Genomic DNA, 26,795 nt, shown 5'->3' on the forward strand with positions numbered 1-26,795 from the left:
CCGGCGACGCAGCGGGCAGGATGGGCACATGCCGTTCACGCTGAGCCATCCGGCCGCCGTCCTGCCCCTGTTGCGCGCTGCCGGGGAGCGTGGGCCCCTGGTGGCCTCCGGGCTGGTCGCCGGGTCGATGGCGCCCGATGTGCCGTTCTTCGCCGAGTCGTTGCTGCCAGGGGTGTACCGGCACGGCGGGCTGACCCACCAATGGTGGGCGGTGCCGACGGTGGACGTGGCGATCGCGGGTGCGCTGGTGGCCGGCTGGCACGGGCTGCTGCGCGCCCCGCTGGTGGCGCTGCTGCCCGAGCGGTGGGCGGGTGCCGCCGAGGCGCTGACCGTTCGGCGGGGTGGGGAGGGCGCGGCCACGGCCGCCTGGTTCGCCGTGTCCGCGGCGGTGGGTGCGGCGACTCACGTCGGGTGGGACGCGTTCACCCATGGGGGGCGGCTGGGGGTGCGGCTGCTGCCCGTGCTGGATCGTCGGGTGTCCGGTGTTCCGCTGTACGAGGCGTTGCAGTACGGGAGTTCGGCGCTCGCCCTGGCCGCGGTGAGCGGGTGGGCGGTGCGGACGGCGCGGGCCGTCGAGCCGGTGCGGCCTGACGTCGTGCTCTCGCCCGGGGCGCGTCGGGCCGCCGTGGCGGCGCTGGGCGCGGCGACGGTGGCCGGGGTCGTGCACCGACTCAACCCGTTGCGACGCAGCCTGATCGCGGAGTTCTGCTTCGGCGCCGGGGCCGGGTTCGCGGTCGGTGCGGTCGGCCTCGCGGCCGCGGTGTCCGTACGGGCCGCACGGGGTGTGCGGGCCGAACGGGGCCGGGGGCTGCGGGCAGCCCCCGGCCCAACGTCCGTCAGGCGGAGCGCAGTTCGGCGTAGCGGCGGAGGAACAGCGCCTCGGTGAGGGCCATCCGCTCCAGCTCCTGCGGGTCGACGCTCTCGTTGACCGCGTGGATCTGGGTGGTGGGCTCCTCCACGCCGATCAGCACGATCTCGGCCTGCGGGTACAGCGTGCGCAGCGTGTTGCAGAGCGGGATCGAGCCGCCCTCGCCGGAGGCGACCATCGGGGTGCCGAAGGCCTCGGCCATGGCCTCACCCATCGCCTCGTAGGCCGGGCCGGTGGTGTCGGCGTTGAACGGGGAGCCGCTGCCCTGGCGCTCGATCGTCAGGTGGGCGCTGAGCGGGACCTGCGCCTCCAGGTGGGCGACCAGGGCGTCCTGGGCGGCGGCCGCGTCGGTGCCCGGCGCCACGCGCAGGCTCACCAGGGCCTTGGCGGCGGCCTGGACGGAGGAGGTGGCGCCGATCACCGGCGGGGCGTCGATGCCGAGGACGGTGACGGACGGGCGGGCCCAGAGCCGGTCGGCGATGGTGCCGGTGCCGGTGAGGGCGACGCCGTCGAGCACCTTGGCGTCGGCGCGGAACTGCTCCTCCGGGTACTGCACGCCGTCCCAGGTCTGGTCGGCGGTCAGGCCGGCCACGGCGACGTCGCCGTGCTCGTCGTGCAGTGAGGCGAGCACCTTGATGAGGGACTGCAGCGCGTCGGGGGCGGCGCCGCCGAAGGCGCCGGAGTGCAGGTTGCCGGCCAGGGTGGTGAGGGAGACCTCGACGACCGTCATGCCGCGCAGCGAGGCGGTGACGGTGGGCAGGCCCGGGGCGAAGTTGCCGGTGTCGCCGATGATGATGGCGTCGGCGGCGAGCAGCTCGGGGTGCGCCTCGGCGTACCGCTCCAGGCCGCCGGTGCCCTGCTCCTCCGAGCCCTCGACGATGATCTTCAGGCCGACCGGGTAGGCGTCCCCGTACACCTGGCGCAGGGCGCGCAGGGCGGTCAGGTGCATCAGGATGTTGCCCTTGCAGTCGGCCGCGCCGCGTCCGTACCAGCGGCCGTCACGCTCGGTCAGTTCGAACGCGGGGCTGAGCCAGGCGTCCTCGTCGAGCGGGGGCTGGACGTCGTAGTGCGAGTACAGCAGGACGGTGGGCGCGCCCTCGGGGCTGGGCAGCTCGGCGTAGACGGACCGGGTGCCGTCCGGGGTGTCGAGCAGCTGCACGTTGGTCAGGCCCTCGGCGGCGAAGGCGTCGGCGACCCAGCGGGCGGCCTTCTCGCACTCCTCGACCGGGAACTGGCGCGGGTCGGCGACCGACGGGAAGGCGACCAGCTCTGCGAGGTCGGTGCGGGCACGGTCCATCAGGGACCGGACGGCGTCGGCCAGGGGCTGTGACATCGGGGTGCTCCGAGGGGCGGGTCCGCCGGAGGGGTGGTCCGGGCGGGCGTGGACGGTTGGGGTACCGCCGATGATAGGCGGAGCCGAACGGGCGGGTCCCGCGGCCCGGCCCGACGGCCCGCACGAGGTTCACGGCGGCGCGGCGACCCGGCGGGCCCGACGGACGCATAGGATTGTTCGACGTGACTGACTCCGGAAGCTCCGATTCCCGCAGCCCGCTCGACACCGAGACTTCGCCGGTCGACGCCGAGGTGCCCGAGACGCCCGAGACGTCCGAAGTACCTGAGGCGCCAGGGACGTCCGAGGCGCCCGGAACGTCCGAGCCGCAGCCCGACGGGCTCGCCGGCGTCTGGGACGTCGTGGTGGTCGGCGCCGGACCGGCAGGGGCCTCGGCCGCGCACGCCGCCGCCGTCCAGGGCCGGCGGGTGCTGCTGCTCGACAAGGCCGAGCACCCCCGCTACAAGACCTGCGGCGGCGGGATCATCGGTCCGTCCCGGGACAGCCTCCCGCCGGACTTCCGGCTGCCGCTCCAGGACCGGGTGCACGCCGTCACCTTCGCGTACCGCGGGCGGTACACCCGGACGCAGCGGTCCAAGCGGATGCTCTTCGGCCTCGTCAACCGCGACGAGTTCGACCTGCGCCTGGTGCAGGCGGCCAAGCAGGCCAGGGCGGTGCTGGTCACCGGAGTGACCGTCACCGGCGTCGAGCAGCGCGGCGGGGAACACCGGACGGTGCTGGTCACGGCGGCCGACGGGCGCAGCTTCGAGGCGCGCGCGGTGGTCGGTGCGGACGGCAGCGCGAGCCGGATCGGCCGCCACGTCGGCGTCACCTTCGACCAGATCGACCTGGGCCTGGAGGCGGAGATCCCGGTGCCGCCGCAGGTCGCCGCCGACTGGGCGGGCCGGATCCACCTCGACTGGGGCCCGCTGCCGGGCAGTTACGGCTGGGTGTTCCCGAAGACCGAGTCGAGCAGCCTGACCGTGGGCGTCATCTCAGCGCGCGGTGACGGTGAGCGGACGAAGCAATATCTCGCCGACTACATCCGGCGGTTGGGCCTGTCCGGCTTTACGCCGAGCGTGGAGTCCGGGCACCTGACGCGCTGTCGGGCCGAGGACTCGCCGCTCTCCCGCGGCCGGGTGCTGGTCGCCGGGGACGCGGCCGGGCTGCTGGAGCCGTGGACCCGCGAGGGCATCTCGTACGCGCTGCGCTCGGGCCGGCTGGCCGGCGAGTGGGCGGTGAAGGTCGCGGAGGCGGGCAACGCGGCCGAGGTGCGGCGCGAGGCGCTCAACTACGCGTTCGCGATCAAGGCCGGGCTGGGCGTGGAGATGCGGGCGGGCAAGCAGCTGCTGGGCGCCTTCGAGCGCCGCCCGTACCTCTTCCACGCGGCGGTCTGCCTGGTGCCGGCCGCCTGGCGGGCCTTCGCCCGGACGACCCAGGGGCACACCACGTTCGCCGAGGTGCTGCGGCAGTACCGGGCGGCACGCAGGCTGGCGGCGGTGGCGTCGCGGTAGTTCGCTCGTGTCGTAGGGCCGGTGCTTCTCCTCGCCGAGGAGGAGCACCGGCCCTTGCGTTCGGGCGCCCGGCGAACGGCAGTCGGCGAATGGCGCCGTCTCCGGTGCGTTCGCCGGGTGGGACAGCGAACAGATGACAGATAATAGATTTCAACATCTGTTATCTGTTCGCTGACTTCTGTCCCCTGTCATCCGCCCGGTGTCATCGGTTCGCCCCCGTCAGCTCGTCGCCGAGTGGGCTGCGCCGGTACAGCACCGAGCGGCCGTGCCGGGCCCGGGTGACCAGGCCGGTGGCGGCGAGGACGGACAGGTGCTGGCTGACCGCGCTCGGGGTGACGCCGAGTCGGTAGGCCAGGTCCGTAGTCGACGCGGGTTCGGCGAGCAGCGCGAGCAGCCGGGCCTTCGGCGCGCCGAGCAGCGCCTCCAGCGCCTGCGGGGGCACCGGTGCGCTCGCGCCGGTCATGCCCGCCTGCCCGCGGGCCGGGTAACAGATGTGCGGCGGACGGTCGTTGCTGATCATCGTGATCGCGCCGCGGGCGAAGAAGGTCGGCGTCAGGACGAGGCCCCGGCCGTCCACGGCGGTCTCGCCGTCCCAGTCCGTCCACCGCCGGTTGATCGACAGCACGCCGTTCTCCCAGCGCAGCCGGTGGTCCAGGTCGGCGAAGAGCGCCGCCGCGCCGTGCTGGGCGAGCAGCCGGGCCCGGTAGACCAGGTCGGCGTCCAGCACCGCGCGGGCCTGCGGCCACCAGGTGGGCGCGAGGCATACCTCCCAGTACTCCTCCAGCGCGTCGGCGATCCGCCCGAGCAGCCGCGCCGGGTCGGCCAGTCCGGCGGCGAGCGGCGCGGGCAGCGGCCGGCCGTGCGGCAGGAAGGTCTGCTCCAGCTCGGGGCGCAGCTGTTCGGGCGGCAGGCCGCGGACGGCGGCCAGTTCGGTGCGGAAGTCGGTGGCCGGGGCGGCCGGGCGGGGCGTCAGGAAGTCGGGGATCCAGCGGTTCTCGGCGACGAGGGACAGCAGCAGGGCGGAGTCCAGCCGCTCGAAGGTGGGCCGGAGTCGTTCGAAGGCGCGGGTCTGGAGCGGGTAGACGCCGGGGTGGGTCCACATCCGGAGACTGAGCGAGGCCTCCTGGATGGGGGAGACGGCGAACCAGGTGGTGGCGAGGTCGGCCAGGTCGAGCGTGAACCGGTGCACGACGAATCCTCCCGGAGTCCGCTGGAGGAGGGCGGACGATTGAGGCAGAGCCTAAAGGATTATCCGTTGCCGCTCGTCGAGCAGTGGGATCGGGGGCATGACCACCTCACCAGCGGAGACCTCCGCTCCTTCCTCCGCCGTGCCCGAATCCGGCGGTGGGCTCGCCCGAGCCGTCCGGCGGCGGCTGCACCCGGATCCGACGGTCCGTCGGCTGGCCGCGATCACCCTCGTCAACACCGTGGGCAACGGCCTCTCGTTGGCCGTCTCGGTACTGTTCTTCACCCGGGTGCTCGGCCTGAGCGCCGCCCAGCTCGGCTTCGGGATGACGGCCGCAGGGCTCTGCGGGGTCGTCGCGAGCGTGCCCGCCGGGCGGGCCGCCGACCGCTGGGGCGCGCGGCGGGTGCTGGTGACGCTGACCGGCCTGGAGGCGGTCGGCACGGCGGGTTACGCGCTGGTGCACAGCTACCCGGCGTTCGTCGTGCTGGCCTGCGCGGTCGCCGCGGTGGACCGGGGGTCGGCCGCGGTCCGCAACGCGCTCTACGCCGAGGTGCTGCCCGCCGACCGCCGGGTGGCGGGCCGCGCCTACCTGCGGGTGGTGACCAACGCGGGCCTCTGCGCGGGGACGGCGCTCGGCGCGATCGCGCTCCAAGTGGACAACCGGCCGGTCTATCTGACGGCGATTGTGGCCAACGCCGTGTCGTTCCTGTTCGTCGCCGTGATGTACCGCCGTCTGCCCGTGCTCGCGGCGGACGGGCCGTCCGCCCGATCGGACGCGGAGGGCTCGGAGGCGCCGCGCACCAAGCGGCGCAACCCGGCGCTGCGGGACGGGCCGTTCCTGGTCGTGACGGTGCTGAACGCGCTGCTCTGCCTGCAGTTCGCCGTCCTGGAGGTCGGTGTGCCGCTGTGGATCGTCCACGAGACCGACGCGCCCCGGATCACCGTCGCGGGCACTCTGATCGTCAACACCGTGCTGGTGATCACCCTTCAGGTCCGTGCCACGAAGGGCACCGAGGATCCGGCGACGGCGGCCCGGGTCTGCGGTCGGGCGGGGCTGTTCCTCGCGGCGTCGTGCGTCGTGATCGGCCTGGCGCACGGGCTGCCCGCGATCGTGGCGGCCGTGGTCGTGCTCGGCGGGGTGGTGCTGCAGTCGTTCGGGGAGGTGCTCGGCCAGGCCGGCGGCTGGGCGCTCAGCTACGACCTCGCGGGGGAGCGTGCCCACGGCGCCTACCAGGGCGTGTACAACGCCGGAACGGCGGCCGCGCTGATGGTCGGCCCGGCGCTGGTCAGCACCGCCGTGATCGGGTACGGCCTGCTCGGCTGGGCCGTCCTCGGCGCGGTGCTGGCGGCGGCGGGTCTGGCGATGGGCCCCGCCGTCCGGTGGGCCGGACGGCGGGGCCGCAACGCGTGACGGGTCCTACTCGCGGACGAGCGCGAGCGCCTCGATCTCGATCAGCACCTCGGGCAGGAACAGCGCCGCGACCTGCACCGCGGAGCTGGCCGGCGGGTTCGCGGTGTCCACGTGCTCGTCGCGGGCCTCGCGGACGGCCGGCAGGTGGGCGATGTCGGTCACGAAGATCGTGAACTTGACGACGTCGGTGAAGTCGGCCCCGGCGGCGGCCAGGCAGCGGCGCAGGTTCTCGAAGACCTGGCGCGCCTGCGCCTTCGGGTCGCCGACGCCGACCAGGTTCCGGTCCTCGTCGAAGGCCACCTGACCGGAGACCTGGACCAGTCGGCCGGTGCCGGTGACGACCTGGGTGTAGCCGGTGCCGGGGGCGACTCCGGGCGGCTCGGCGATGTGGGTGAGGTGAGTGGTCATGGCAGCCATCGTGGTCCATCGCGCGCCGGGCGGCACCCGGTTTCCTCCGCGCGGGCCGTCGAGGTCAGTGCACCACTTCGGGCAGTTCGCGCAGGAACGGGAGGTCGGCGGGCGGGAGTTGGGCGAGCGGCCCGGCGGAGCGCAGTACGACGTCCAGGACGCCGTCCGGGTCGGCGGCGTAACCGCCGCTGGCCCAGGCCGCGTTGGCCTCGACGACCGCCCAGCCGTCGTCCGTCGTACCGACGTCCACCACGACGGCGCTCGGCAGAGCGGGGCCCGAGGCGGCGAGCACGTCACCGGTGAAGGCGAGCACCTCGGCACCGTCCGCCCCGAGCGGCGCGACGCTCAACTCGCCGTCCACGGCGTACCGCGAGGCGGCCCGCACCTCGCCGTCCATCACGAACAGCCGGTACTCCCGGCGGAACCGCACCACGTCGCTGACCAGCACGCCGGTGTCGCCGTCCAGCAGCTCGGGCCCGGGCAGTGCGGCGCCGTCGGGGTAGACCCGGGCGGCGAACTCCTTGTCCACCGGCGGCTTGACGAACGCGGGGCCGCGCAGCGTGCGGGCCTCGGCCAGGGTGGTGCAGGAGACCCGCCGCCCGGTCAGCTCCCGGGGCAGGCCGGCCAGCCAGTCCGCCGGCGGCTCCAGCAGGGCGAGCCCGAGCTCCCGCCCGACGGCGTCGCCGAACAGCGGCCCGCCGTACACGTGCACCTGCTGACCCGACCCGAGCAGTTCCTCCGGCACCCGCCAGGTCGTCGCGGTGTGCGCCCGCAGCCCTCGGCGGCCGGCCGCGGTGCGCAGCTGGAGGCCGGTGTCGTTGATGCGGGGCGCGAGCAGCAGGACGGCGTCGGTGGTCATGACGGCGATGGTGCCGCGAGTGCGGTGGCGCTCACCACCGGTTTTCGACGGCGCGTGTAGCGGGTGGCTCTGGCCGAGGGGCGGGTGGGCGTGCCAGAGTCGTCCGGGCGCCGTCCGGGCACCCCCGGACGGCGCCAGCGGTCCGACCCACCCTCAGCCGGAAAGCAGGCCCCTTGCCGATGACCAGCGAAGCGCCCCTCGTCCACGTCACCACCGCCGACGCCGTCACCACCCTCACCCTCGACTCGCCGCACAACCGCAACGCGCTCTCCACCCGACTGATGGCCGAGCTGCACGCCGGACTGGCACTCGCCGCCGCCGACCCGGAGGTCCGCGCGGTGGTGCTCGGGCACACCGGCAAGGTGTTCTGCGCGGGCGCGGACCTCTCCGAGGCGACCGGCGCGGACCCGACGGTCGGCCCGCGCGGCCTGGTCGAGCTCCAGCGGGCCATCGTGGACTGCGCGAAGCCGGTGATCGCCGTGATCGACGGGCACGTGCGGGCCGGCGGCCTCGGGCTGGTCGGCGCGGCGGACCTCGCCCTCGCCGGACCAGCCGCCACCTTCGCGTTCACCGAGGTCCGGCTCGGCCTCGCGCCCGCCGTCATCTCGCTGCCGCTGCGCCCCAAGCTGGACCCGCGCGCCGCCTCCCGCTACTACCTCACCGGCGAGGTCTTCGACGCCGCCGAGGCCGCCCGGATCGGGCTGATCACCCGCGCCACCGAGTCCACCGAGGACACCGGCGTCGCGCTCAAGGGCCTGCTGGACGCGCTGCGCCAGGGCTCGCCGCAGGGGCTCGCGGAGTCGAAGCGGCTGGCGAACGCGGACGTGGTGCGGTCCTTCGAGCGCGACGCGGACGAGCTGGTCGAGCTGTCGGCGCGGCTGTTCGGCTCGGCGGAGGCGCAGGAGGGCATGCGGGCGTTCCTGGAGAAGCGGCCCGCGCGCTGGGTGCGCTGAACCGCCTGACGGCCGCAGGCTCCGTGGCTCTGGCGGCCCTCTCTTGTGCTTCTGGCTTCGGGCTCCCTAGCTCCAGCGGATGGTGGCCGTCTCCCGCCAGAGGCCGAGCAGCGTCTCGTCGCCGGTGTGCTCGATGCGCCCGGTGTGTTCGGCCGGGAGGCGGTTCCACAGCAGCAGGTAGAGGTCACGGGCCGAGCCTGCGAGGGTGAGGTCGGGACGGGAGTGTTCCACGGGTGTCGTCCGGGGGCAGCGGATTTCGGACCTCGGTGACGGATTCCGGACCTCGGTGACGGCGGATGTGATGTTGGCCGCCCGGCCGCGAGGCCGACCCTACGGACCGGTAACGTGAGCGCATGCCGAAAACCCGTTCCCTCCTCTCCGCCCTCCGGGCCGGCGGCCGGCGTGCCGCCGGACGGCTCGTCCACCGGGGCTGGCGCTGGGTGCAGCGGACCGGCGCGGTCAGCAACCAGAGCCCCGGCCCGTACCGGTTCGGCGAGTTGGGGGACGGGACGACGCTCGCGTTCCCGCTCGGGGCGGTGTTCAACGAGCAGTGGATCACCATCGGCCCGTTCTCGATCATCGGCGAACGGGTCACCATCAGCGCGGGCTTCCTGCCCGGCCTCGACCTCGGGCCCGAACCGATCGTGCGGATCGGGGGCGGCTGCGTGATAGGCCGGGACAGCCACATCGTCGGCCACCAGTCGATCGTCCTCGGTGACGACGTGTGGACCGGGCCCGGCGTCTACATCTCCGACCAGGCCCACGAGTACCGCGCCACCGACCTGCCGATCGGCAAGCAGTGGCCGCGCAACGAGCCGGTGGAGATCGGTGCCGGCAGCTGGATCGGCACCGGCGCGGTGATCCTTCCGGGCGCCCGGATCGGCCGCAACGTCGTGGTGGCGGCGGGTGCGGTGGTGCGCGGCGAGATCCCGGACCACAGCGTCGTCGCCGGCGCGCCCGCCAAGGTGGTCCGCCGCTGGACCGCGGAGGACGGCTGGCAGCCGCCGCTGCGCCACGACGCGCCGCAGCCGGTGCCGGAGGGCGTGACGGCGGAGCAACTGCGCGCGCTGGTGGGGTGGGACCTGCGACTGCCGGGGGAGACGGAGTAGGGCCTGTCCTCGAACTCCCGTCGTCTGCCCGGACGGTGCGCGGGCGGGAGATTCGACGACGGGCCCCAGGGCTCGTCAGCGGGCGGGGCGGAAGGTGACGACGGCCGTGACGCCGTCGACGCGAAGCCGGTGCGCGCCGGGGTGGTCGAGCAGCGCGGCGTCGTAGCGGGCGAGTTGGACGGTGTCGCGGTGGGCCGGCTCGGTGGAGTCGGCAGAGATCTCGGCGGAAGCTTCGAGAGCGGTCGCGGCTGCGGCCTCGACCGTGCCCTCTACGGTGGCCTCGATGGTGGTCGAGCCGGCGAGGCACACCACGAGGACGGCGCCGCCCGGCGGAACGTCCGCGGAGACGGGCGCGGTGACGAGGTCGAGGTGCGCGGTGACCTTGCCACGGCGGGTCATCACGTTGAAGTCGACCACCGGGCCGGCGAGCAGGCGGCAGTCGGTGGCGGCCTCGCCGGAGAAGGCGAACGGCCGGTAGGGCGCGTCCACGTGGTGCTCGGTGCCGTCCACGGTGAGCACCATGCCGGGGCCCTCGACCAGGGTGATCACCCGATCGATGCCGGGGAACTCGGAGAACGGTCCGGCGGCCGCGACGTCCGCGAGGCTGACCCGCCAGTCGAAGGCGTCCAGTCCGGCCCCGGCCGGGAAACCGGCGACCTCCCGGGTCACCCCGCCTCCGTTCAGCCATGCCGTGGCCGGGCGCTCGCTCGCCCGCAGAATCTGGATCCGCCTGCTGGTCGTCATGGCCCGCATCCTGCCACTACGGGCCCGGATGCGTCAGTGGCGGACGGCGAGGGGTGAGGTGGGCCGCGGCGAACGAGTAACAGCGAACAGCGAACAGATGACAGATTTCAACGTCTGTCATCTGTTCGCTGTCATCTGTTCGTCGTTCCCTGTTCGCCGTCGAGCCCGCACTCCCCCGAGCGGGCCCGGCCGTCAGCGCCGGCGGACCGAGAGAGGCAGGAACGCCGCCGCCGTGGCCGCCACCGCGACCGTGGTGAGCGCGAGCGGGAGCCCGGCCGCGTCGGCGAGGAAGCCGATCACCACCGGGCCGATCAGCATCCCGCCGTACCCGAGCGTCGAGGCGAGCGCGACGCCCTGCGGGCCGCCGGCCGCGCCCGCCTGCGCGATGGCGAGCGGGAACAGGTTGGCCAGTCCCAGGCCGACCAGGACGAAGCCGCCGAGGGCGAGCGGCACCGTGGGGGCGAGTGCGGCGAGCACCATGCCCGCCGCCGCGGCGAGCCCGCCGAGGAGCATCAGCCGGGCCTGGCCGAGCCTGATGGACAGCCAGGTGCCGCCGACCCGCCCGGTGCTCATCGCGAAGGCGTACGCGGCGTAGCCGACGGCGGCCGTCCCGGTGCTCGCGTGGACGTCGTCCCTGAGGTGCACCGTGGTCCAGTCGGCTATCGCGCCCTCGCCGTACGCGGTGCACAGGGCGGTGAGGCCGAGCATGACCACGACCAGTCGGGCGCGCGGGAGCGCGCGGCCGGCGCCCTGCCCGGCCGCGTCGGAGCGATCCGGGGCGACTTGGGGCGCGTCCGGGCTGCGCAGTAGGACGGCGCCCGCCGCCGAGGTGACCGCGAGACCGAGCAGGCCGCCGAGCGCGAGCGCCCACGAGGCGCTCAGGGTGCCGGCGAGCAACCCGCCGACGCTCGCGCCGAGCAGGCCGCCGAGGCTGTACCCGGCGTGGAAGCTGGGCATGACGGGCCGTCGCAGCTGTGCCACCAGGTCGACGGCGGCGCTGTTCATGGCGACGTTGGCGCCTCCGTACCCGGCACCGAAGAGCAGCAGCACGCCGCCGAGCGCGGCGACCGAGTGGGTGTGCGCGGGCAGCGGGACGGCGAGGCTGAGCAGCGCGAGCGAGCCGACCGTCACCGGGCGGGAGCCGTACCGCAGGCAGAGGCGGCCGACCACCGGCATGGTGAGGACGGCGCCGATGGACAGGCAGAGCAGGGCGAGTCCGAGGGCGCTGTGCGAGGCGCTGACCTGGTTGCGGACGTCCGGGATGCGGACCACCCAGGTGGCGAAGAGGAAGCCGTCGAGGGTGAAGAACACGGTGAGCGCGAGGCGTGCGGCGCCCCAGGGGCTGTCCGTCACGGAGGGCGTGCTGCGACACTGCGGGGAGGTCCGGGTGTTCGGGGCATGGGCGCGGATTTTGTTTCGAAGCGGCACAAAGTCACAATAGGGCTGTGCAGCTCTCACCATCAAGTCCGAAAACGGGCCCCGAGGCCGCCCCCGACGCGCGGCGCGACGTCCTTCGCCGCCCCGCCCCCGACCGCGGCCGGACGCTGCTCGGCCCCGCGCTCTCGCTCATCCACACCGGCCAGACGCCCACCCGCTCCGCGCTCACCCGGGCACTGGACGTCACCCGGGCCACTGCCGGCGCCGTCACGGCCGAGCTGGAGGCGCTGGGCCTGATCACCGTCGACTCCCGCCCCGCCGCCGGCGGCCGGGGCCGCCCCTCGCACGGGCTGGCGATCGACCCCGAGGGCCCGGTCGTGGTCGCCGGGCAGATCCATGCCGACGGGCTCAGCGTCACGTTGGCCGGTCTCGGCGGACTCCTCGACCCCCCGGTCCAGCTGCCGCTTCCCGCCGCCACCGACCCGGTCCGGATGCTGCGCGCCGTCGCCGAGGCGGGCGCCGAGCTCGCCCGCTCGACCAGCCGGCGCTGCCTCGGCGCCGCGCTCGCGCTGCCCAATCCGGTCACCGAGCCGGACGGCGCCGCGCTCGCCGCGCTGCACTTCGCCTGGCCCAGCGGCACCCCGGTCGCCGACCTGTACGACGTCGAGGTCGGCCGCGCCGATCACGGCCCGCACGCGCTCCGGCCGCTGCCCACCGCCGTCGCCAACGACGCCAACCTCGGTGCGCTCGCCGAGTACCGCCACGGCGCCGGGCGCGGTGCCCGCCACCTGCTGCTGGTCACCTCCGGCCACCGCGGCGTCGGCGGCGCGCTGGTGATCGACGGCCGGCTTCATACCGGCAGCGCCGGGCTCGCCCTGGAGGTCGGGCACCTCACCGTCGACCCGCACGGCCGGCCCTGCCAGTGCGGCAACCGGGGCTGCCTCAACTCCGAGACCGACCCCGACGCGCTGTTCGCCGCCGCCGGGCTCACCCCTGAGCCGGGGCGCCCGCTGCTCGACCAGGCGCGCGAACTGTGCCGGTCCGCGGCCACCGACGAGCGGGCCCGGTCCGCCGTCGAGCACGTCATCGACCGGCTCGGGCTCGGGCTGGCCGGCGTCGCGAACATCCTCAACCCCGACCGCGTGGTCCTCAGCGGCCTCCACCTCGACCTGTTGGAGGCCGCCCCCGAGCGTCTGCGCGCCGTCGTCGCCGAGCGCTGCCTGTGGGGGCGAAGCGGCCGGGTGCCGATCGTCGGCGCGGAGCTGGCGCACAGCGCGCTCGCGGGTGCGGCGGAGCTGGCGTGGCGGCCGTACCTGGCGGACCCGCAGTCGGTCCTGGTGGGGTGAGGGCGAGGGCGGCGTTCGGGCAGGGATGGGCGGGCAGGGATAAGCGGAAGCTGGGTCTTCGAAAATTGTCACTTATTGTGACTGTCATACACTCGTAGTGAGCACCGGGGGGTTGACGACGAGGAGAACGACCATGGGCACCGAGCTGGGCACCGCGCAGAGCGCGCCGGGCAGCAGATCCGGGATCGAGCCGACCGGCGACGTCGACCGCTCCGACCCGGTCTACCGGGCCTGGCTCAAGGAGGCGGTGCGCAAGGTCCAGGCCGACGCCAACCGCTCCGCCGACACCCACCTCCTGCGCTTCCCGCTGCCGGCCGAGTGGGGGATCGACCTGTACCTCAAGGACGAGTCGACCCATCCGACCGGCTCGCTCAAGCACCGCCTCGCCCGTTCGCTCTTCCTCTACGGGCTCTGCAACGGCTGGATCCGCCCCGGCAAGCCGGTGATCGAGGCCTCCAGCGGCTCCACCGCCGTCTCCGAGGCGTACTTCGCGCAGCTCATCGGGGTCCCGTTCATCGCGGTGATGGCCAAGAGCACCAGCCAGGCCAAGATCGACCTGATCGAATTCCACGGCGGCGAGTGCCACCTGGTGGAGCGGTCGGACGAGGTGTACGAGGCCTCCGCCCGGCTCGCCGAGGAGACCGGCGGCCACTACATGGACCAGTTCACCTACGCCGAGCGGGCCACCGACTGGCGGGGCAACAACAACATCGCCGAGTCGGTCTTCGCCCAGCTGCGGCTGGAGCCGCACCCCGAGCCGGCCTGGATCGTCGCCACCGCCGGGACGGGCGGCACCTCGGCGACCATCGCCCGGTACGTGCACTACATGCAGTACGACACCCGGATCTGCGTCGCGGACCCGGAGAACTCCTGCTTCTTCGACGGCTGGGTGCACCACGATCCGAACGCGGTCTGCGCGAGCGGCTCGCGGATCGAGGGCATCGGACGGCCCCGGATGGAGCCGAGCTTCGTGCCCGGCGCGATCGACCGGATGATGAAGGTCCCGGACGCCGCCTCGATCGCCGCCGTGCGGGTGCTGGAGGAGGTGCTGGGCAAGAAGGCGGGCGCGTCGACCGGGACGGGGCTGTGGAGCGCGCTGCGGATCGTCGCCGAGATGCGGGCGGCGGGCCGCCGCGGCAGCGTCGTCGGCCTGATCTGCGACCCGGGCGACCGCTACCTGGACAAGTACTATTCGGACGACTGGCTGGCGGGCGAGCGGATCGACATCGCTCCCTACCAGGCCGCGCTGGAATCCTTCCTGGCCGGCGGACCCTGGATGAGCTGACGCTGCAGACAAGTTGACGGTACGTCAGTTCTTCACCGAACTCCGTCGGATCACCGCGCGCCCGCCCGCGAGGTCGATCCCGGTGTGCCTCGGTGCGCCGTCACGCTCGTCGTCCCGCAGCACCAGCTCGACCCGGCGCTGCTCCAGCTGCACGCGCTTGCTCGGGTAGAGCAGCGCGTGCAGCTCCTCGGTGGCCGTCGCGCCCGTGCCCCGCGCGGGGCCGGCCGCGGGGCGGGCCCTCAGTCGCCGCACCGCGGCGCCGAGGAAGAACACCACCACCAGCGCCGCCGGCAACAGCAGTCCGCCCGCCGCGCCTGTCAGAAGCATGCTCACGGAACACCAACGAGCGCCCGGCACCGCCGAGTTCCGCCGAGGTCCGCTCGGGGTCAGGGCAGGCGCGCGGTCGGCAGGTCGGCCGGGACGAGGAGCTGGAGCTCCTCCGTGGACGGGTCGGCGAGGTGCGCCACGCGCATCGCGTGCCGCTCGACCATCGTCTCGAAGACCTGCCGCGCGGTGCGCCCGTTGCCGAAGTTGGGCCCGCGATCCAGCGCCGTGAAGTGGTGCAGCAGCGCACCCTCGGTGGCCTCGGCGAGCGCGTACTCGTGCTCGGCGCACTGCGCCCGCGCGATCTCCAGCAGCTCGTCCGCCGTGTAATCCGGGAAGGTGATAGTGCGTGAAAAGCGGGACGATACACCGGGGTTGGCGGAGAGGAAGCGCTCCATCTCGGAGGTGTAGCCGGCCACGATGACGACCACCTCGTCCCGGTGGTCCTCCATGAGCTTGACCAGGGTGTCGATCGCCTCGCGTCCGAAGTCGCGGGCGCCGTCCTCGGGGGCGAGCGCGTACGCCTCGTCGATGAAGAGCACGCCGCCGCGCGCGCGGTCGAAGGCCGCGGCGGTGCGGATCGCGGTGGAGCCGATGTGTTCGCCGACGAGATCCACCCGGGCGACCTCGACGAGGTGCCCGCGCTGGAGCACCCCGAGCGAGGCGAGGATCTCGCCGTAGAGCCGGGCCACCGTGGTCTTGCCGGTGCCGGGGGCGCCGGTGAACACCAGGTGCCGGCGCAGCGAGGGCGCCTTGAGCCCGGCCTGGCGGCGGCGCTTGCCGACCGAGATCAGGTCGATGAGCGTGCGCACCTCCTGCTTCACGGTGGCGAGTCCGACCAGCGAGTCGAGTTCGGCCAGCGCCTCGTCGGCCGGCCGGCAGTCGGGGATCGGGGCGATCACGGGGGTGGTCGAAGGCGCCGCAGACGCAGTCGCCGAAGTCAACGAAGCTGCGGCAGCGGTCAGTTGGGCGGAGCGCGGGCTGGGTACGTCCGCCACGCCAGGCGAGGGCGCGACGTCGTCCGAGGTGCAGCCCTCCGCCACCGGTCCGGGTTCGGAGAACTCGAAGCCCGCCCGCTCGTTCTGCTCGGCCCGGCAGTGGGTGAGCTGGGTGCGGCAGCCGTCGATGATGTGGAAGCCGAAGCCCTTGCCGTGCGAGACGCGGCAGTCCTCGAAGGTGCCCCGGCCCTGCGCCGAGACGTACACCCCGGCGTCGGTGCTGGCCCGGACGGTGCAGTCGCGCAGCACCGGGTCGGCGCCCTTGGTGACGATGACGCCGGTGGCCACGTCGGAGATCTCGCAGTCGCTGAGCAGCCCGCCGCTGCCGTGGTCGCGGAACCAGAGCCCGGTGCCGGCCTCCTGCACCCGGCAGGCGGTCAGCGTCACGTGGGCGCCGCCGCTGACCGAGACGGCCGAGCTGCGGATCCGGCTGAACGAGCAGCGGTCGGCGGTGGCGGCGGAGTCCCGGTCGAGGACGAACAGTGCGTCCGGCAGGTCGTGCAGCGCGCAGTCGGTGAGGGTGAGGCGGGCGCCGTCGCTGACCCACAGCGCCGGGTACTCGCCGGTGGAGCCGTGGATCTGGCAGGACTCGGCGACCGCCTCGGTGCCCTGGTCCCAGACCGAGAGCGCGCCGCGTCCGAAGTCCCGGACGGTGGTGTGGGCGAGGCTGAGCCGGGAGCGTCCGCGCAGGTCGGCGCCGTTCTCCGGCAGGTCGTGCACCCGGCAGCCGGTGAGCACGAGTTCGGCCTCGCCGTCGAGGGTCAGGCCGTTGCCGGTGACGCGGTGGATCTCGCAGTCGACGAGGCGTCCGCCGGCCTGCGCCTCGGCCTGGACTCCGCTGCCGCGAATCTCGTAGATCTCGCAGCCGGTCAGCTCGGCGGCGCTTCCCGGGTCGGCGAGCAGCACGCCGGCGCCTGCGGTGTGGTGGATCCGGCAGCGTTCGAGGGCGGCGGTCGCGCCGGCGAGCACGGCGAGCCCGGCCTGGGCGGCGGTGGCGACCTCGCAGTCCTCGAACGCGGCGGCGGTGCCCTCGCCGCGCAGCCGCAGGCCGAGCCCGCCGGGGTTGGTGACGACGCAGCCGTGCAGGGTGGGCCGGGCGCCACCGGTGATCTCGATGCCGGTGGCGGAGCGGCTCTCCACCCGGCAGCCGCTGAACGCGGGCGCCGCCTGCGGCCCGGTGACCAGGACGGCGGGGGCGGAGCTGTCGCCGCCCTCGACGACGAGGTCGCGGACGGTCGCGGCGGCGGTGACGGTCAGCGGCACACCGGAGGGCGGGTCGATCCGGACGGTGCCCGGGCCCTGCGCCGGGACGATCGTCACCGCCTTGTCCAGCAGGACGTTCTCCCGGAAGGTGCCGGGCCGGACGGTCACGGTGTCGCCCGGTTCTGCGGCGGCGAGGGCTTCCGCGAGCGTGTCGTACTCGCCCGCGCGGCGCCGCCAGCGGGATGCGCTGTCCTGAGTGACCCGGACCCTGTGCTCAGCCATGACGGTCTGTCGTCCCCACCTTCGTCGAGCCGGCGATCAACGGGCCGTGTGCGCGGGCGTGCGCGGGCCGTCCGCCCACCGTAGCGCGCCCGCGCCGGTGGTCCGGCCGGTGCCCGCGACCGCGCGGGCACCGGGGCTCCCGTCTTCACCACATGTTCCGACCACATGTTTCAAGTTGCTTCACCATGCTTCAACGACTGCGCACAGCCCGGGTTCCTCCGCCCCCGCGCGTTCGTCGATCACATTTGAGCGTCGGCCGGCCACTGCGCCCCGTCCTCCAGCACCTCGACGTCGTCGTCGAGTCGCAGCGTGCCGAGCACGTCGCCGTTGACGCCGGCCGGGCGCTCGGGGATCAGGTTCTGCCCGAACGCGGCCTTCTTCAGCAGCCGGTGGTGCCGGGCCAGGGTGCGCAGCGGTTCGGGGCCGCGCCGCTCGCCGCTCTCCTGGTCGGTCGTGGTGATGACGCAACGGCCGCAGGGCTTGACCACCTTGAAGGTCAGTTCGCCGATCCGGATCCGGCGCCAGCCGTCCTCGGCCCACGGCTCGGCGCCGCCGACCACGACGTTGGGGCGGAAGCGTTCCATCGGCAACGCCTCGTGGCCTTCCGGGTGTTCGGCGGCGATCAGCTCGTTGAGCCGCTCCAGCGAGGCGGTCGTGGTGAGCAGCAGTGGGAACCCGTCAGCCATCGAGACGGTGTCGCCGGGCGTGGCGAAGTCCGGGTCGACGGGCCGGGCGCGCGGGTCGTCCAGGTGCACCAGGCGGTACTCTCCGAGGCGTTCGGCGATCCACGCGTGCGCCTCCTTGGGCGCCTCGGCGGCACGGAAGCGGGTGCCCCAGACCTCGACCTCGGCGAGCGGGTCGCCGGCGGCGACGGCGGGGGCCGGGACCTCGATCCTGGAGCCGTCGGGGGCGGTGAGGGTGAGGGTGCCGTCGGGGCCGATGCCGGTGCGGATCTGGCCGAGGGCGGCGTTCTCGCGCTGGCTGACGAAGCGGCCGGTCGGGTCGGCGAGCATCCAGCGGCGGTCTCCGGCGAGGCCCCAGGGTTCGACCGGGGCGCTGTCGGGGCTCAGGCGGTACATCGACTTGACGGGGTAGACGTGGAGTCCGGTGAGCAGCATTCCCCCATCCTGCCAGGCACGTTCCGGCCGGACGCAGGCCCCCGGTATGCCTCACGTGCGCGGTGTGGAACCCCGCATATGCGCACGGACCGCCCGGGACGCCATGTGGGGGGCGTTCCGGGCGGTCCGTGGATGACCCGTTTCTCCGTTCGCCCGGCGTTCAGGGGTCGCCGGGTGGTGCTCAGGTGGTGCGGGTGCGGGCCGTGTGGGGTCGGCCCTGGGGTGTCAGCGGCTCAGTAGCCCTGACCCTGCGGCTGGTAGCCGCCGGGCTGGAAGTGGCCAGGCTCGCCGTAGGCGCCGGGGCGCTGCGGCTGCATCGGGCGGACCGGCGCGACCGGCGACATGGCCGGACGCAGCTGGCCGCTGCCGAAGGACTGGTCGCCGCCCTGGCTCTGGAAGCCGGGGCCGCCCGGGTTCGGGCCGCCGAAGGACTGCGGGCCGCCGAAACCCTGCGGACCGCCGTGCTGCTGCCCGCCGGGCTGGCCGGGGCCGAACGCGCCGGGGCCGCCGATCGGTTGCGCACCGAAGGTCTGCGGGCCGCCGTGGCCGCCGACGAAGGTGTTCTGGCCGCCGAAGCTCTGGCCGCCGGTCGGCTGGTAGCCGCCGCTGGCCGTCTGGGCGAAGGCGGGCGCCGGCGGCTGGGGCCGCTGGTACGGCTGCTGGCCGCCGTAGCCGGGGACGGGCGGCTGCGGCGCGGAGGCGTACGCCGGCGCGGGCTGGGCCGGGATGTATGCCGTGGGGGCGCCGGCCGAGGGGCTGCTGCTCGGGCCGGGGCCCAGGGCGAGGCGGGCCGGCGGCAGCGCGGGGAGGTTGCTGGCGGCGCTCTCGTAGGCGGTGCCGTACCGGTTCTCGTAGGACGGGGCGAGGCCGGATCCGTAACCGGACGACAGCGCCGGCGGCAGCGCGGCCGGCACGTTGATGGGCGCGATCTGCGGGACACCGCGTTCAGCGACAAGGCTGTCGTAAATCGGCGTGCCGGAGGAGAAGGACGGAGAGGGGTAGCCGACTCCGTCGTAGGAGCGGGGCGAGGTCATGGGGCATACGGTAAGCCCACAATGCGCCTGCTGAGGAGAGCGGGAGGGGGAGCAGTTCGAGTGTTTACACAGTCTTCGCTCGAACAAATGTTTCGAAAGTAGGAATAACGGACAAATCGGCGCTCAGTTCCGGACAGTCTCGACGCGCCGTCAGTGATCGAACACGACTCGGACGGCAGGCCGGCGAGCCCTTGGGGTGGCAGGGCGGTGACGTGTTGGGGGTCCGATGGAGAAACTTTTACGGACGGGGCGTGCGCGGGCGCATTCGAGCCCCCGGCGACGGTAGGGCGAGGGCTCGTGAATGTTTCGGGGATAAAGTCCCCGTCAGCTCCCGCCGGGTCCCCCTGGTCGGCGCCGGTAAGCGGCACACGGGCACCGGGTCCGCGAAAGCCCACCGGTACACCGGCGCCGGCGGAGCAATGGCAGCTCAGCGCGACTGCTTCGCCTGGGTCTGCGCCGGCACGCTCGGACGGCCGCCGACCTCCGATGTGCAGAAGGAGCACCGGGTCGCCGCGGCCGGGATCGAACTCAGGCACTCCGGGCAGTCCACCGTGGCCGCCGGCGCCGGCTTGGCCGACTCGAAGCGCTCCTGGAGCCTGCCGACCGGCACCACCACGGCGAAGTAGATCACCGCGGTGATCAGCACGAAGCCGAGCAGCGCGTTGACGAAGACGCCGTAAGGGAATTCGGTGCCGGCGACGTCGAAGGTCCGCTGGGTGAAGTCGCCGACGACGCCGGTCGCGACCCCGATGAGCGGGGTGAGGAAGGCCGTGACGAACCCGGTGACGACGGCGGTGAAGGCCGCCCCGATCACGATGCCGACCGCGAGGTCCACCACGTTTCCGCGCAGCAGGAAGCTGCGGAATCCCTTGAACACCGGGTGCTCCAAATCCGTAGGGGACAGGGGGAGATGGGCCGCCCGGTGGCGCCCCGGCCGGACATCCTGCCGACAGGGCCGGGCCGAGGTCCAACCGCGTTCACCCGAACCGCGTAACCGGACGCGGCCCGTCCGGGCGGAGTGCAGGCGCGGCGCAGACGCTCCGCGTACCGGCCGATCCCCGGCCCGGGCTGCTGCCGTGTGCCCGGCCGCTGGTGCCCAGCGCCTCGCGCCGGGCGCCGGCGGCGAACGCTCATAGAACTCGACCAGCTGAGCAGACACTTGATGCATCGTGAACGAGGTGAGTTGGGCGCGCCCGCGCCGCCTCCGCCGGCGCCCCGGTCCGCCAGCGTGTCGGCGATCGCCGCCGCCAGCCATGACGTCCGTGAGGAACACCGCAGAGGGCACCCGGAGCGGGCCGACGGGGCGAACCGGGGCGCACGGCGGTCGCAACCGGCGCACGACCGCGGTCGGCGGGCGCACGCAGGGGGTTTTCGCGCGGGCGCACGGACCACCACCAGGTGGCACGAAGGGGCTGTCCCGCCCGGGCCGCTGTGCCAAGGTCGGTGCCATGCCCGACGATACGTGCGACACGTCGGCCGATCCGGCCGGAACCCGTCCCCGCATCCTGCATCTGATCAGCGATTCCCGCCGCAGCGGTGCCCAGAACTTCGCCCGGGACCTCCACCACGAGCTGCGCCGCCGGGGCCAGTCCTCCGCCCTGATGGCCCTCGCGCCGAACCCCGCCTCCGGCTTCGGGAGCAGGTCCTCTCCGTGCCCCGGCCCGTACGTCGACGAGCGCGCGATGCCGCCCGAGGCCCGATCTCGTCCGGAGCCCTCCGTTCCTTCTCCGCGCCCCTCGGGCTCCGACACGCTCGAAGCGCCGGACGGACCCGGCCTTCGCAGCGCCACCGTGCTCGGCCCCCGCCGCCTGCACCCGGCCACCCTGCTGGCCCTGCGCGCCGCCGCCCGTGCCGCAGACGTCGTCCTCGCCCACGGCTCGGACACCCTCGCCGCCTGCGCCCTCGCCCTGGCCGGCACCCGCACCCCGTTCGTCTACGTGTCCGTCGGCCACCCCTGCTACTGGACGGGGACGGCGCTGCGGCGGGTCCGCGGCGGTGCCCTCCTGCACCGGGCCGCCGCCGTCACCACCCTCACCGACGAGGCTCGCGCCGTCCTGGAGGAGCACTTCCGGCTACCTGACGGCAAGGTGCGGGTCATCCCCAACTCCCGTGCCGCCGAGAGCTATCCGCCCGCCGAGGGTCACGACGAGCGCCGCGCCGCCCGGCAGGCGCTCGGCCTGCCCGCGGACGTCCTGCTGGTCGCCTGGATCGGGGCGATCGCCCCCGAGAAGCGGCTCGACCTCGCCCTCGACGTCCTCGACCGGCTCCCCGACGTCCGCCTGGCCATCGCCGGCGACGGCCCGCTGCGGGAGGCGCTGGCCCGCCACCCGGCCGCCGCCCGGGCGCACTTCCTCGGCGCCCTGCCCGACCCGGTCCCGCTCTACCGGGCCGCCGACGCGGTGCTGCTCACCAGTGACAGCGAGGGCGTGCCCGGAGCGCTGATCGAGGCGGCCCTGGCCGGCGTGCCCGCGGTGGCCACCGACGTCGGCTGGGTGCGCGAGGTGGTCCGGGACGGCGCCACCGGCGCGCTGGTCGCCCCCGGGGATCCGCTGGCCCTCGCCGAGGCGCTGGCCAAGGTGCTGGCCTGCGACCGCGCGGGTCTGGGCGCGGCCGCCCGGGCGCACGCGCTGGCGCACTTCGAACTCGGCGCGGTCGTGGACGCCTGGCAGCAGCTGGTCGTCGACGTGTGGGCCGAGAGCCGGGCGGCGCGGCGCGCCTGACGCGCACTCGGGCATGCCCGTGGCCCCGGCGGGCGTGGGCTGCGCCGAACGGGCGAATCAGGGCCCACCCGCCCCGCAGCGACTCGCCGGTAATGAACCGTCGCCGCCACACTGCCCGGTGTGAACCGTGCGAAGCCGGTGAAGTCTGCGAAGTCCGTGAAGTCCGTACCGCCTGGGAGGCCCGTGATGTCGAAGGCGCTGCTGAGGTCCACCGTCATGCTCGCGGTCGCCGCCGGGATCGCCGCCTCGCCCGTCCAGGCCGGTGCCGCCACCCACCAACCGCCCTCCGAGGGCGCCCAGTTCGTCAAGCTCGACCACCCGCAGCCGGTGCACGAGGCGGCCCGCACGGAGGCGGTCGAGTTCTTCTGGTACGACTGCAGCCACTCGGAACTGCTGGAACAGCCGCTCCAGACCTGGGCCGAGAAGCACCGCGCGGACGTCGTCCTGCGGCGCGTCCCCGGGATCTGGCCTGGCAGCCGCGACGAGAGCGCGCAGCGCGGCCACGCGCGGCTGTACTACACGCTGGAGCGCCTGGGCCTGGTCGAGCGCCTGCAGGCGAGCGTGTTCCGCTCGGTGCACGACGACAAGGTCGACCTCCTCACCGAGGCCACCGCCACCGGCTGGGCGGCGCGGCACGGTGTCGACGAGCAGCGGTTCCGCGAGGCCTACCGTTCCGCCGAGGTGCGCCAGTCGGTCGACGACGCGGCCGCCCAGTTCGTCCGCTACGGCGTCAACGAGCTGCCGACGGTGGTCGTCCAGGGCGAGTACCGCACCTCGCCGAGCAGGGCGGGCGGCGTCGACCGGATGCCCGAGGTGCTGGACTACCTGGTCCAGCAGGAGCAGCTGGGCAAGCACTGACACCTTGGTGCCGCCACGTCGTTGACGCTGGATCAGTCTCGGAGGAAACACGCCTCCCTAACCATTCTGGTGCTGTTTAATGGTTAGCATGAGTGAGCTGACGATCCCGCACGTCCACCACCGCCACGTCGATCTCGACGGCCTGCGCGTCTTCTACCGCGAGACCGGCCCCGCCGACGCCCCCGTCCTGCTGCTGCTGCACGGCTTCCCGTCCGCGTCGCACCAGTACGCCCGGCTGTTCGACGCGCTCGGCACCCGCTACCGGCTGATAGCCCCCGACTACCCCGGCTTCGGCTACAGCGACAGCCCCGGCCCGGACGCCTTCCGCTACCGCTTCGACACCCTCGCCGACGTGGTCGAACGCTTCTGCCTCGCGCTCGGCCTCGACCGCTTCGCGCTGTACGTCTTCGACTTCGGCGCCCCCGTCGGCCTGCGCCTGGCCACCCGCAGGCCCGAGTGGATCACCGGCCTGGTGGTCCAGAACGGCAACGCCTACGACGAGGGACTCTCCGACCAGGCAAGGGAGTTCATCGCCAACCGGCGCGGCGTCGAGGGCGCCGCCGAACGGGCCCGCGCCATCCTCACCCCGGAGATCACCCGCGGCCAGTACGAGGGCGGCACCGGCGCCCCGACCCTCGTCGCCCCCGACGGCTGGACGCTCGACCAGCACTTCCTCGACCTGCCCGGCCGCAAGGACATCCAGGTCGAACTCGCCCTCGACTACCACTCCAACGTCGAGCTCTACCCGGCCTGGCAGGAGTGGCTGCGCACCCGCCGCCCGCCCACGCTGATCGTCTGGGGCCGCAACGACCCGTTCTTCACCGAGGCCGGCGCCCGCGCCTACCTGCGCGACCTGCCCGACGCCGAACTGCACGTCCTCGACACCGGGCACTTCGCGCTGGAGGAGAAGCTGCCCGAAATCGCCCCGCTGATCGACGACTTCCTCGCCCGCACCCAGAAGTGACGTAGCGGCAGGCCGGGTTCAGTCCCGGCGCAGCAGGTATGTGACGAACCCGAGCGTGCCCCGGTACCCGTGCAGCCACTCCGTGCGGTGCCGGTCGGCGGCCTCCCGGACGGACGCCGCGTCCGGGTCCTCCGGGTGGTCCAGGGCCCACTCGGCGAGCGCGCCCGACCAGGAGAACTCGTAGGCGTCCCACTCCGGTTGACCGCTGACGTGCCCGTCCACCGGCGTCCAGCCGTCCACGACGAGCCGGTCCGTGGTGGTCGCCAGGTCCGCGTACTCGTCCCGGTCCGCGCCCAGCCCGTCCAGCGCGGCCCGGGACGGCTCGCGCTCCCAGAAGCCCTCGCCGACCAGCACCCGGCCACCCGGCGCCAGAAGCTCGCGGGCCGCCGCCAGAGCCGGCCGCAGCCCGCCGAAGGCGTGCGTCGATCCGACGATCAGGACCAGGTCGAACGGCTCGGTGGCACCGAACTCCCGGACGTCGCTGTGGTGCAGGCCGATCCGGCGCACCACGCCCAACGCGGTGGCCGTCTCCCGGGCCCGGGTCAGCGCCTGCGCGTCCAGGTCCACCCCGACCGCCCGCCAGCGCGGGCGCGAGGCCAGCGCCCGGACCAGCCAGGCCCCCTCCCCGCAGCCGAGATCCAGCGCCCGGCCGGCCTCGGTGTGGGCGGTGGCGCGCTCCAGCAGGCGGGCCACCGACTCGTCCGCGAGCGGCGCCGCGATGGGGTGGCGGGCATGGGCGAGACGGGAGAGCCGTTGACGGTCCATCCGAGCAGTATGGAGCCGAGCCGGCCGCTCGCGCTCGGAAACCGCCGCACCCGGGTTCACGTGAGTGCTACGCCCGGGTGTACGTGCGGCCCTTCCAGGCCGACCCCCGCCCGCGCCAGTGCTGCACCGCCGAGTCGACCGTCATCAGCAGGTACATCCCCGCCGTGAAAGGCAGCAGCAGCACCGCCGGAGCGGGCTGCCCGTAGTACCGCACCATCGGCAGGTACGTCCCGGCCATCAGCGCCCACGCGGCCCCACCCAGCGCCGCCACCACCGGCGCCCCCGCCACCAGACCGGCCACCGCCGTCACCGGCGGCACCAGGTACACCAGCGCCAGCCCCAGCACCGTCCCGAGCAGCAGCAGGGGCGAATGACGCAACTGGGCGTACGCGCTGCGCGACACCATCCGCCACAGCTGCTCCAGCCGCGGATACGGACGGACGCTGTCCACCTCCCCGGCCAGGCCCAGCCACGTCCGCCCGCCCGACGCCTTCACCGCGCGGGCCAGCGACACGTCGTCGATCACCGCACCCCGGATCGCGGCCACCCCGCCCGCCCGCTCCAGCGCCTCCCGCCGCACCAGCGAGCAGCCGCCCGCCGCGGCCGCCGTCCGGCCGCCGGGGCGGTTGCTCCGGCGGAACGGGTACAGCTGCGCGAAGAAGTACACGAACGCCGGCACGATCAGCCGCTCCCAGCCGGTCTCCGCCCGCAGCCGGGCCATCTGGGACACCAGGTCCAGCCCGTTGCTCTCCGCCGCAGCCACCAGCTCCGCCAGCGAATCCGGGCCGTGGGCGATGTCCGCGTCCGTCAGCAGCAGGTACTCCACGTCCGGACCGGCCAGCTCCACCCCGTGCCGCAGCGCCCACAGCTTGCCCGTCCAGCCCGGCGGCAGCGGGGGAGGCGTGGTGACCGTCAGCTCCAGCCCGTCCATCGTCCGCAGTTCCGCCGCCAGTGCGCCCGTGCCGTCGGCACTGTGGTCGTCCACGAGGATCACCCGCGCCCGCCCCGGATACTTCTGCGCCAGCAGTGTCGGCAGACTCACCGGCAGCACTGCCGCCTCGTCCCGGGCCGGCACCACGATCGCGGCCTGCGGCCAGCGCACCGGCGGGCGGCGCGGCGGCAGCCGCACGTCGGTGCGCCAGAACAAGCCGTGGCAGCACGCCAGCCAGAGCCAGACCAGCAGCGAGAACGCGGCGATCCACAGCAGGACGGTCACCCCGGAAGTCTGCCGCAGAACGGGCTCCGGCGGACGGATCGACTAGAGTCTTGCCCCGTGAAGATCGCACTGATGGACTCCGGAATCGGCCTGCTGGCCGCCGCCGCCGCGCTTCGGAAGCTGCGCCCGGACGTCGATCTGGTGCTCTCTTCCAACCCGGCCTCGATGCCCTGGGGGCCGCGCACGCCGGAAGAGGTCACCGAGCTGGCCCTCGGCTGTTGCCGGGCGGCCGCCGCGTACGAACCCGACGCACTGGTGGTCGCCTGCAACACCGCCTCGGTCCACGCGCTCGCGACCCTGCGCGCCGAACTGGAGCCCGGACTGCCGGTCATCGGCACCGTCCCGGCGATCAAGCCCGCCGCCGCGCTCGGCGGCCGCGTCGCCATCTGGGCCACCCCGATCACCACCGGCAGCGCCTACCAGCGCGGCCTGATCCGCGACTTCGGCGGCACCGCCGACGTCACCGAGGTCGCCTGCCCGGGCCTCGCGGACGCCGTCGAGCACGGCGACGACGACGCCATCACCGCGGCCATCGCCGACGCCGCCGCCCGCACACCGGTCGGCACCGACGTCATCGTGCTCGGCTGCACCCACTACGAACTCGTCGAGGACCGCATCCGCGCCGCCGTCGCCCCCACCGCCTCCCCGGGCCTCACCCTCTACGGCTCCGCCGACGCCGTCGCCGCCCAGGCCCTCCGCCGCGTCGCCGACCTCACCCGCACCGGCAGCGCCACCACCACCGTCCTCCACGCCGGCATCCCCGCCGCCCTCCCGTCGGCCGCCACCCACTACCCGCAGGGCGAAGCCCTGCTGGCCCCCGCCCCCATCGCCTGACCCGGCGCGTTCCGCAGTCGGTCGGGTCGGCTGCCCGCACACACGCCTGACACGAGAGTCGACGCGGCCGACTGCCTGCACCGCGGTCC

At 74.1% G+C, this 26,795-nt stretch carries 25 protein-coding genes; 11 read left to right on the plus strand and 14 right to left on the minus strand.

The window, feature by feature from the left end; all coding sequences use genetic code 11:
* Positions 1-28: 28 nt before the first annotated feature.
* Positions 29-886 carry a DUF4184 family protein gene (locus F7Q99_RS24380; RefSeq protein ID WP_153464772.1) on the plus strand — a complete coding sequence of 286 codons (858 nt, stop codon included), beginning with the start codon at positions 29-31 and terminating at the stop codon, positions 884-886.
* Here F7Q99_RS24380 and F7Q99_RS24385 read toward each other — a convergent pair.
* Positions 837-2,201, minus strand: a complete 1,365-nt coding sequence (locus F7Q99_RS24385; protein WP_153464774.1) for a dipeptidase — start codon at positions 2,199-2,201, stop codon at positions 837-839. The genes F7Q99_RS24380 and F7Q99_RS24385 overlap by 50 nt on opposite strands.
* A gap of 182 nt (positions 2,202-2,383) precedes the next feature.
* Here F7Q99_RS24385 and F7Q99_RS24390 point away from each other — a divergent pair, with 182 nt between their 5' ends.
* Complete coding sequence (locus tag F7Q99_RS24390; protein ID WP_407697826.1) at positions 2,384-3,712, plus strand: geranylgeranyl reductase family protein; 1,329 nt, start codon at positions 2,384-2,386, stop codon at positions 3,710-3,712.
* A 202-nt stretch (positions 3,713-3,914) separates the two neighbouring features.
* On the opposite strand, the gene F7Q99_RS24395 is transcribed toward F7Q99_RS24390, so the two are convergent.
* On the minus strand, positions 3,915-4,901 hold the full coding sequence (locus tag F7Q99_RS24395) for an ArsR/SmtB family transcription factor (RefSeq protein ID WP_326847064.1): 987 nt from the start codon (positions 4,899-4,901) through the stop codon (positions 3,915-3,917).
* A 97-nt stretch (positions 4,902-4,998) separates the two neighbouring features.
* Here F7Q99_RS24395 and F7Q99_RS24400 point away from each other — a divergent pair, with 97 nt between their 5' ends.
* On the plus strand, positions 4,999-6,309 hold the full coding sequence (locus F7Q99_RS24400; RefSeq protein WP_153464778.1) for an MFS transporter: 1,311 nt from the start codon (positions 4,999-5,001) through the stop codon (positions 6,307-6,309).
* Between the two features lie 6 nt (positions 6,310-6,315).
* Here F7Q99_RS24400 and F7Q99_RS24405 read toward each other — a convergent pair whose 3' ends face one another.
* Both F7Q99_RS24405 and F7Q99_RS24410 read right to left on the minus strand, forming a co-directional pair.
* The gene (locus F7Q99_RS24405; protein WP_153464780.1) at positions 6,316-6,717 is read right to left on the minus strand and encodes a RidA family protein; all 402 of its coding nucleotides are present in this window, start codon (positions 6,715-6,717) and stop codon (positions 6,316-6,318) included.
* 64 nt (positions 6,718-6,781) lie between these two features.
* A complete protein-coding gene (locus F7Q99_RS24410) occupies positions 6,782-7,576 on the minus strand; it encodes an ATP-grasp domain-containing protein (protein ID WP_153464782.1) in 795 nt (264 codons plus the stop codon).
* A gap of 179 nt (positions 7,577-7,755) precedes the next feature.
* Between F7Q99_RS24410 and F7Q99_RS24415 the strand changes: the two genes are divergently transcribed.
* The gene (locus tag F7Q99_RS24415) at positions 7,756-8,529 is read left to right on the plus strand and encodes an enoyl-CoA hydratase family protein (RefSeq protein ID WP_153464783.1); all 774 of its coding nucleotides are present in this window, start codon (positions 7,756-7,758) and stop codon (positions 8,527-8,529) included.
* Positions 8,530-8,595: 66 nt separating this feature from the next.
* Here F7Q99_RS24415 and F7Q99_RS24420 read toward each other — a convergent pair whose 3' ends face one another.
* A complete protein-coding gene (locus F7Q99_RS24420) occupies positions 8,596-8,832 on the minus strand; it encodes a hypothetical protein (protein ID WP_326847256.1) in 237 nt (78 codons plus the stop codon).
* A 50-nt stretch (positions 8,833-8,882) separates the two neighbouring features.
* Here F7Q99_RS24420 and F7Q99_RS24425 point away from each other — a divergent pair, with 50 nt between their 5' ends.
* On the plus strand, positions 8,883-9,638 hold the full coding sequence (locus F7Q99_RS24425) for an acyltransferase (RefSeq protein ID WP_153464787.1): 756 nt from the start codon (positions 8,883-8,885) through the stop codon (positions 9,636-9,638).
* A gap of 75 nt (positions 9,639-9,713) precedes the next feature.
* On the opposite strand, the gene F7Q99_RS24430 is transcribed toward F7Q99_RS24425, so the two are convergent.
* Together F7Q99_RS24430 and F7Q99_RS24435 are read right to left on the minus strand one after the other, a co-directional pair.
* Positions 9,714-10,382: a HutD/Ves family protein gene (locus F7Q99_RS24430; RefSeq protein ID WP_153464789.1), complete on the minus strand. Its 669-nt coding sequence runs from the start codon at positions 10,380-10,382 to the stop codon at positions 9,714-9,716.
* Between the two features lie 192 nt (positions 10,383-10,574).
* On the minus strand, positions 10,575-11,810 hold the full coding sequence (locus F7Q99_RS24435) for an MFS transporter (RefSeq protein WP_407697827.1): 1,236 nt from the start codon (positions 11,808-11,810) through the stop codon (positions 10,575-10,577).
* Between the two features lie 17 nt (positions 11,811-11,827).
* On the opposite strand from F7Q99_RS24435, the gene F7Q99_RS24440 reads away from it, so the two are divergent.
* Positions 11,828-13,105, plus strand: coding sequence for an ROK family protein (locus tag F7Q99_RS24440; protein WP_407697828.1), 1,278 nt, complete (start codon positions 11,828-11,830; stop codon positions 13,103-13,105).
* A gap of 133 nt (positions 13,106-13,238) precedes the next feature.
* Complete coding sequence (locus F7Q99_RS24445) at positions 13,239-14,390, plus strand: PLP-dependent cysteine synthase family protein (protein WP_153464792.1); 1,152 nt, start codon at positions 13,239-13,241, stop codon at positions 14,388-14,390.
* Between the two features lie 24 nt (positions 14,391-14,414).
* Here the strand turns inward: F7Q99_RS24445 and F7Q99_RS24450 are convergent, their stop codons facing one another.
* The 5 genes from F7Q99_RS24450 to mscL all read right to left on the minus strand — a co-directional run bounded on the left by F7Q99_RS24450 (position 14,415) and on the right by mscL (position 20,226).
* Complete coding sequence (locus tag F7Q99_RS24450) at positions 14,415-14,717, minus strand: DUF6191 domain-containing protein (RefSeq protein WP_153464794.1); 303 nt, start codon at positions 14,715-14,717, stop codon at positions 14,415-14,417.
* Positions 14,718-14,776: 59 nt separating this feature from the next.
* Positions 14,777-17,197, minus strand: coding sequence for a right-handed parallel beta-helix repeat-containing protein (locus F7Q99_RS24455; protein ID WP_153464796.1), 2,421 nt, complete (start codon positions 17,195-17,197; stop codon positions 14,777-14,779).
* Positions 17,198-17,436: 239 nt separating this feature from the next.
* Positions 17,437-18,315: an MOSC domain-containing protein gene (locus F7Q99_RS24460; protein WP_153464798.1), complete on the minus strand. Its 879-nt coding sequence runs from the start codon at positions 18,313-18,315 to the stop codon at positions 17,437-17,439.
* 233 nt (positions 18,316-18,548) lie between these two features.
* Complete coding sequence (locus tag F7Q99_RS43715; RefSeq protein ID WP_407697829.1) at positions 18,549-19,349, minus strand: DUF6643 family protein; 801 nt, start codon at positions 19,347-19,349, stop codon at positions 18,549-18,551.
* Between the two features lie 427 nt (positions 19,350-19,776).
* Entirely contained in the window at positions 19,777-20,226 is a 450-nt protein-coding gene (mscL, locus tag F7Q99_RS41435) for a large conductance mechanosensitive channel protein MscL (RefSeq protein WP_326847066.1), read from the minus strand.
* A gap of 571 nt (positions 20,227-20,797) precedes the next feature.
* Between mscL and F7Q99_RS24475 the strand changes: the two genes are divergently transcribed.
* From F7Q99_RS24475 to F7Q99_RS24485, 3 genes are all read left to right on the plus strand, one after another.
* Entirely contained in the window at positions 20,798-22,069 is a 1,272-nt protein-coding gene (locus F7Q99_RS24475; protein ID WP_195911158.1) for a glycosyltransferase family 4 protein, read from the plus strand.
* 186 nt (positions 22,070-22,255) lie between these two features.
* Positions 22,256-22,927 carry a thiol:disulfide interchange protein DsbA/DsbL gene (locus tag F7Q99_RS24480; RefSeq protein WP_153464803.1) on the plus strand — a complete coding sequence of 224 codons (672 nt, stop codon included), beginning with the start codon at positions 22,256-22,258 and terminating at the stop codon, positions 22,925-22,927.
* Between the two features lie 88 nt (positions 22,928-23,015).
* Complete coding sequence (locus F7Q99_RS24485; protein ID WP_195911159.1) at positions 23,016-23,891, plus strand: alpha/beta fold hydrolase; 876 nt, start codon at positions 23,016-23,018, stop codon at positions 23,889-23,891.
* A gap of 18 nt (positions 23,892-23,909) precedes the next feature.
* On the opposite strand, the gene F7Q99_RS24490 is transcribed toward F7Q99_RS24485, so the two are convergent.
* Both F7Q99_RS24490 and F7Q99_RS24495 read right to left on the minus strand, forming a co-directional pair.
* Positions 23,910-24,656 carry an SAM-dependent methyltransferase gene (locus F7Q99_RS24490; protein ID WP_153464807.1) on the minus strand — a complete coding sequence of 249 codons (747 nt, stop codon included), beginning with the start codon at positions 24,654-24,656 and terminating at the stop codon, positions 23,910-23,912.
* Positions 24,657-24,723: 67 nt separating this feature from the next.
* The gene (locus tag F7Q99_RS24495; protein ID WP_326847067.1) at positions 24,724-25,872 is read right to left on the minus strand and encodes a glycosyltransferase; all 1,149 of its coding nucleotides are present in this window, start codon (positions 25,870-25,872) and stop codon (positions 24,724-24,726) included.
* Between the two features lie 57 nt (positions 25,873-25,929).
* Here F7Q99_RS24495 and F7Q99_RS24500 point away from each other — a divergent pair, with 57 nt between their 5' ends.
* Entirely contained in the window at positions 25,930-26,706 is a 777-nt protein-coding gene (locus F7Q99_RS24500; RefSeq protein WP_326847068.1) for a glutamate racemase, read from the plus strand.
* Positions 26,707-26,795 lie beyond the last annotated feature (89 nt).

The sequence above is a fragment of the Streptomyces kaniharaensis genome (assembly GCF_009569385.1).
GTDB lineage: Bacteria > Actinomycetota > Actinomycetes > Streptomycetales > Streptomycetaceae > Kitasatospora > Kitasatospora kaniharaensis.

Coding starts and splice junctions, on each gene's coding strand:
- F7Q99_RS24380 (WP_153464772.1), top strand. CDS start 29: ATGCCGTTCACGCTGAGCCATCCGGCCGCCGTCCTGCCCCTGTTGCGC.
- F7Q99_RS24385 (WP_153464774.1), bottom strand. CDS start 2,201: ATGTCACAGCCCCTGGCCGACGCCGTCCGGTCCCTGATGGACCGTGCC.
- F7Q99_RS24400 (WP_153464778.1), top strand. CDS start 4,999: ATGACCACCTCACCAGCGGAGACCTCCGCTCCTTCCTCCGCCGTGCCC.
- F7Q99_RS24405 (WP_153464780.1), bottom strand. CDS start 6,717: ATGACCACTCACCTCACCCACATCGCCGAGCCGCCCGGAGTCGCCCCC.
- F7Q99_RS24410 (WP_153464782.1), bottom strand. CDS start 7,576: ATGACCACCGACGCCGTCCTGCTGCTCGCGCCCCGCATCAACGACACC.
- F7Q99_RS24415 (WP_153464783.1), top strand. CDS start 7,756: ATGACCAGCGAAGCGCCCCTCGTCCACGTCACCACCGCCGACGCCGTC.
- F7Q99_RS24425 (WP_153464787.1), top strand. CDS start 8,883: ATGCCGAAAACCCGTTCCCTCCTCTCCGCCCTCCGGGCCGGCGGCCGG.
- F7Q99_RS24430 (WP_153464789.1), bottom strand. CDS start 10,382: ATGACGACCAGCAGGCGGATCCAGATTCTGCGGGCGAGCGAGCGCCCG.
- F7Q99_RS24445 (WP_153464792.1), top strand. CDS start 13,239: ATGGGCACCGAGCTGGGCACCGCGCAGAGCGCGCCGGGCAGCAGATCC.
- F7Q99_RS24450 (WP_153464794.1), bottom strand. CDS start 14,717: ATGCTTCTGACAGGCGCGGCGGGCGGACTGCTGTTGCCGGCGGCGCTG.
- F7Q99_RS24455 (WP_153464796.1), bottom strand. CDS start 17,197: ATGGCTGAGCACAGGGTCCGGGTCACTCAGGACAGCGCATCCCGCTGG.
- F7Q99_RS24460 (WP_153464798.1), bottom strand. CDS start 18,315: ATGCTGCTCACCGGACTCCACGTCTACCCCGTCAAGTCGATGTACCGC.
- F7Q99_RS43715 (WP_407697829.1), bottom strand. CDS start 19,349: ATGACCTCGCCCCGCTCCTACGACGGAGTCGGCTACCCCTCTCCGTCC.
- F7Q99_RS24475 (WP_195911158.1), top strand. CDS start 20,798: ATGCCCGACGATACGTGCGACACGTCGGCCGATCCGGCCGGAACCCGT.
- F7Q99_RS24480 (WP_153464803.1), top strand. CDS start 22,256: ATGTCGAAGGCGCTGCTGAGGTCCACCGTCATGCTCGCGGTCGCCGCC.
- F7Q99_RS24485 (WP_195911159.1), top strand. CDS start 23,016: ATGAGTGAGCTGACGATCCCGCACGTCCACCACCGCCACGTCGATCTC.
- F7Q99_RS24490 (WP_153464807.1), bottom strand. CDS start 24,656: ATGGACCGTCAACGGCTCTCCCGTCTCGCCCATGCCCGCCACCCCATC.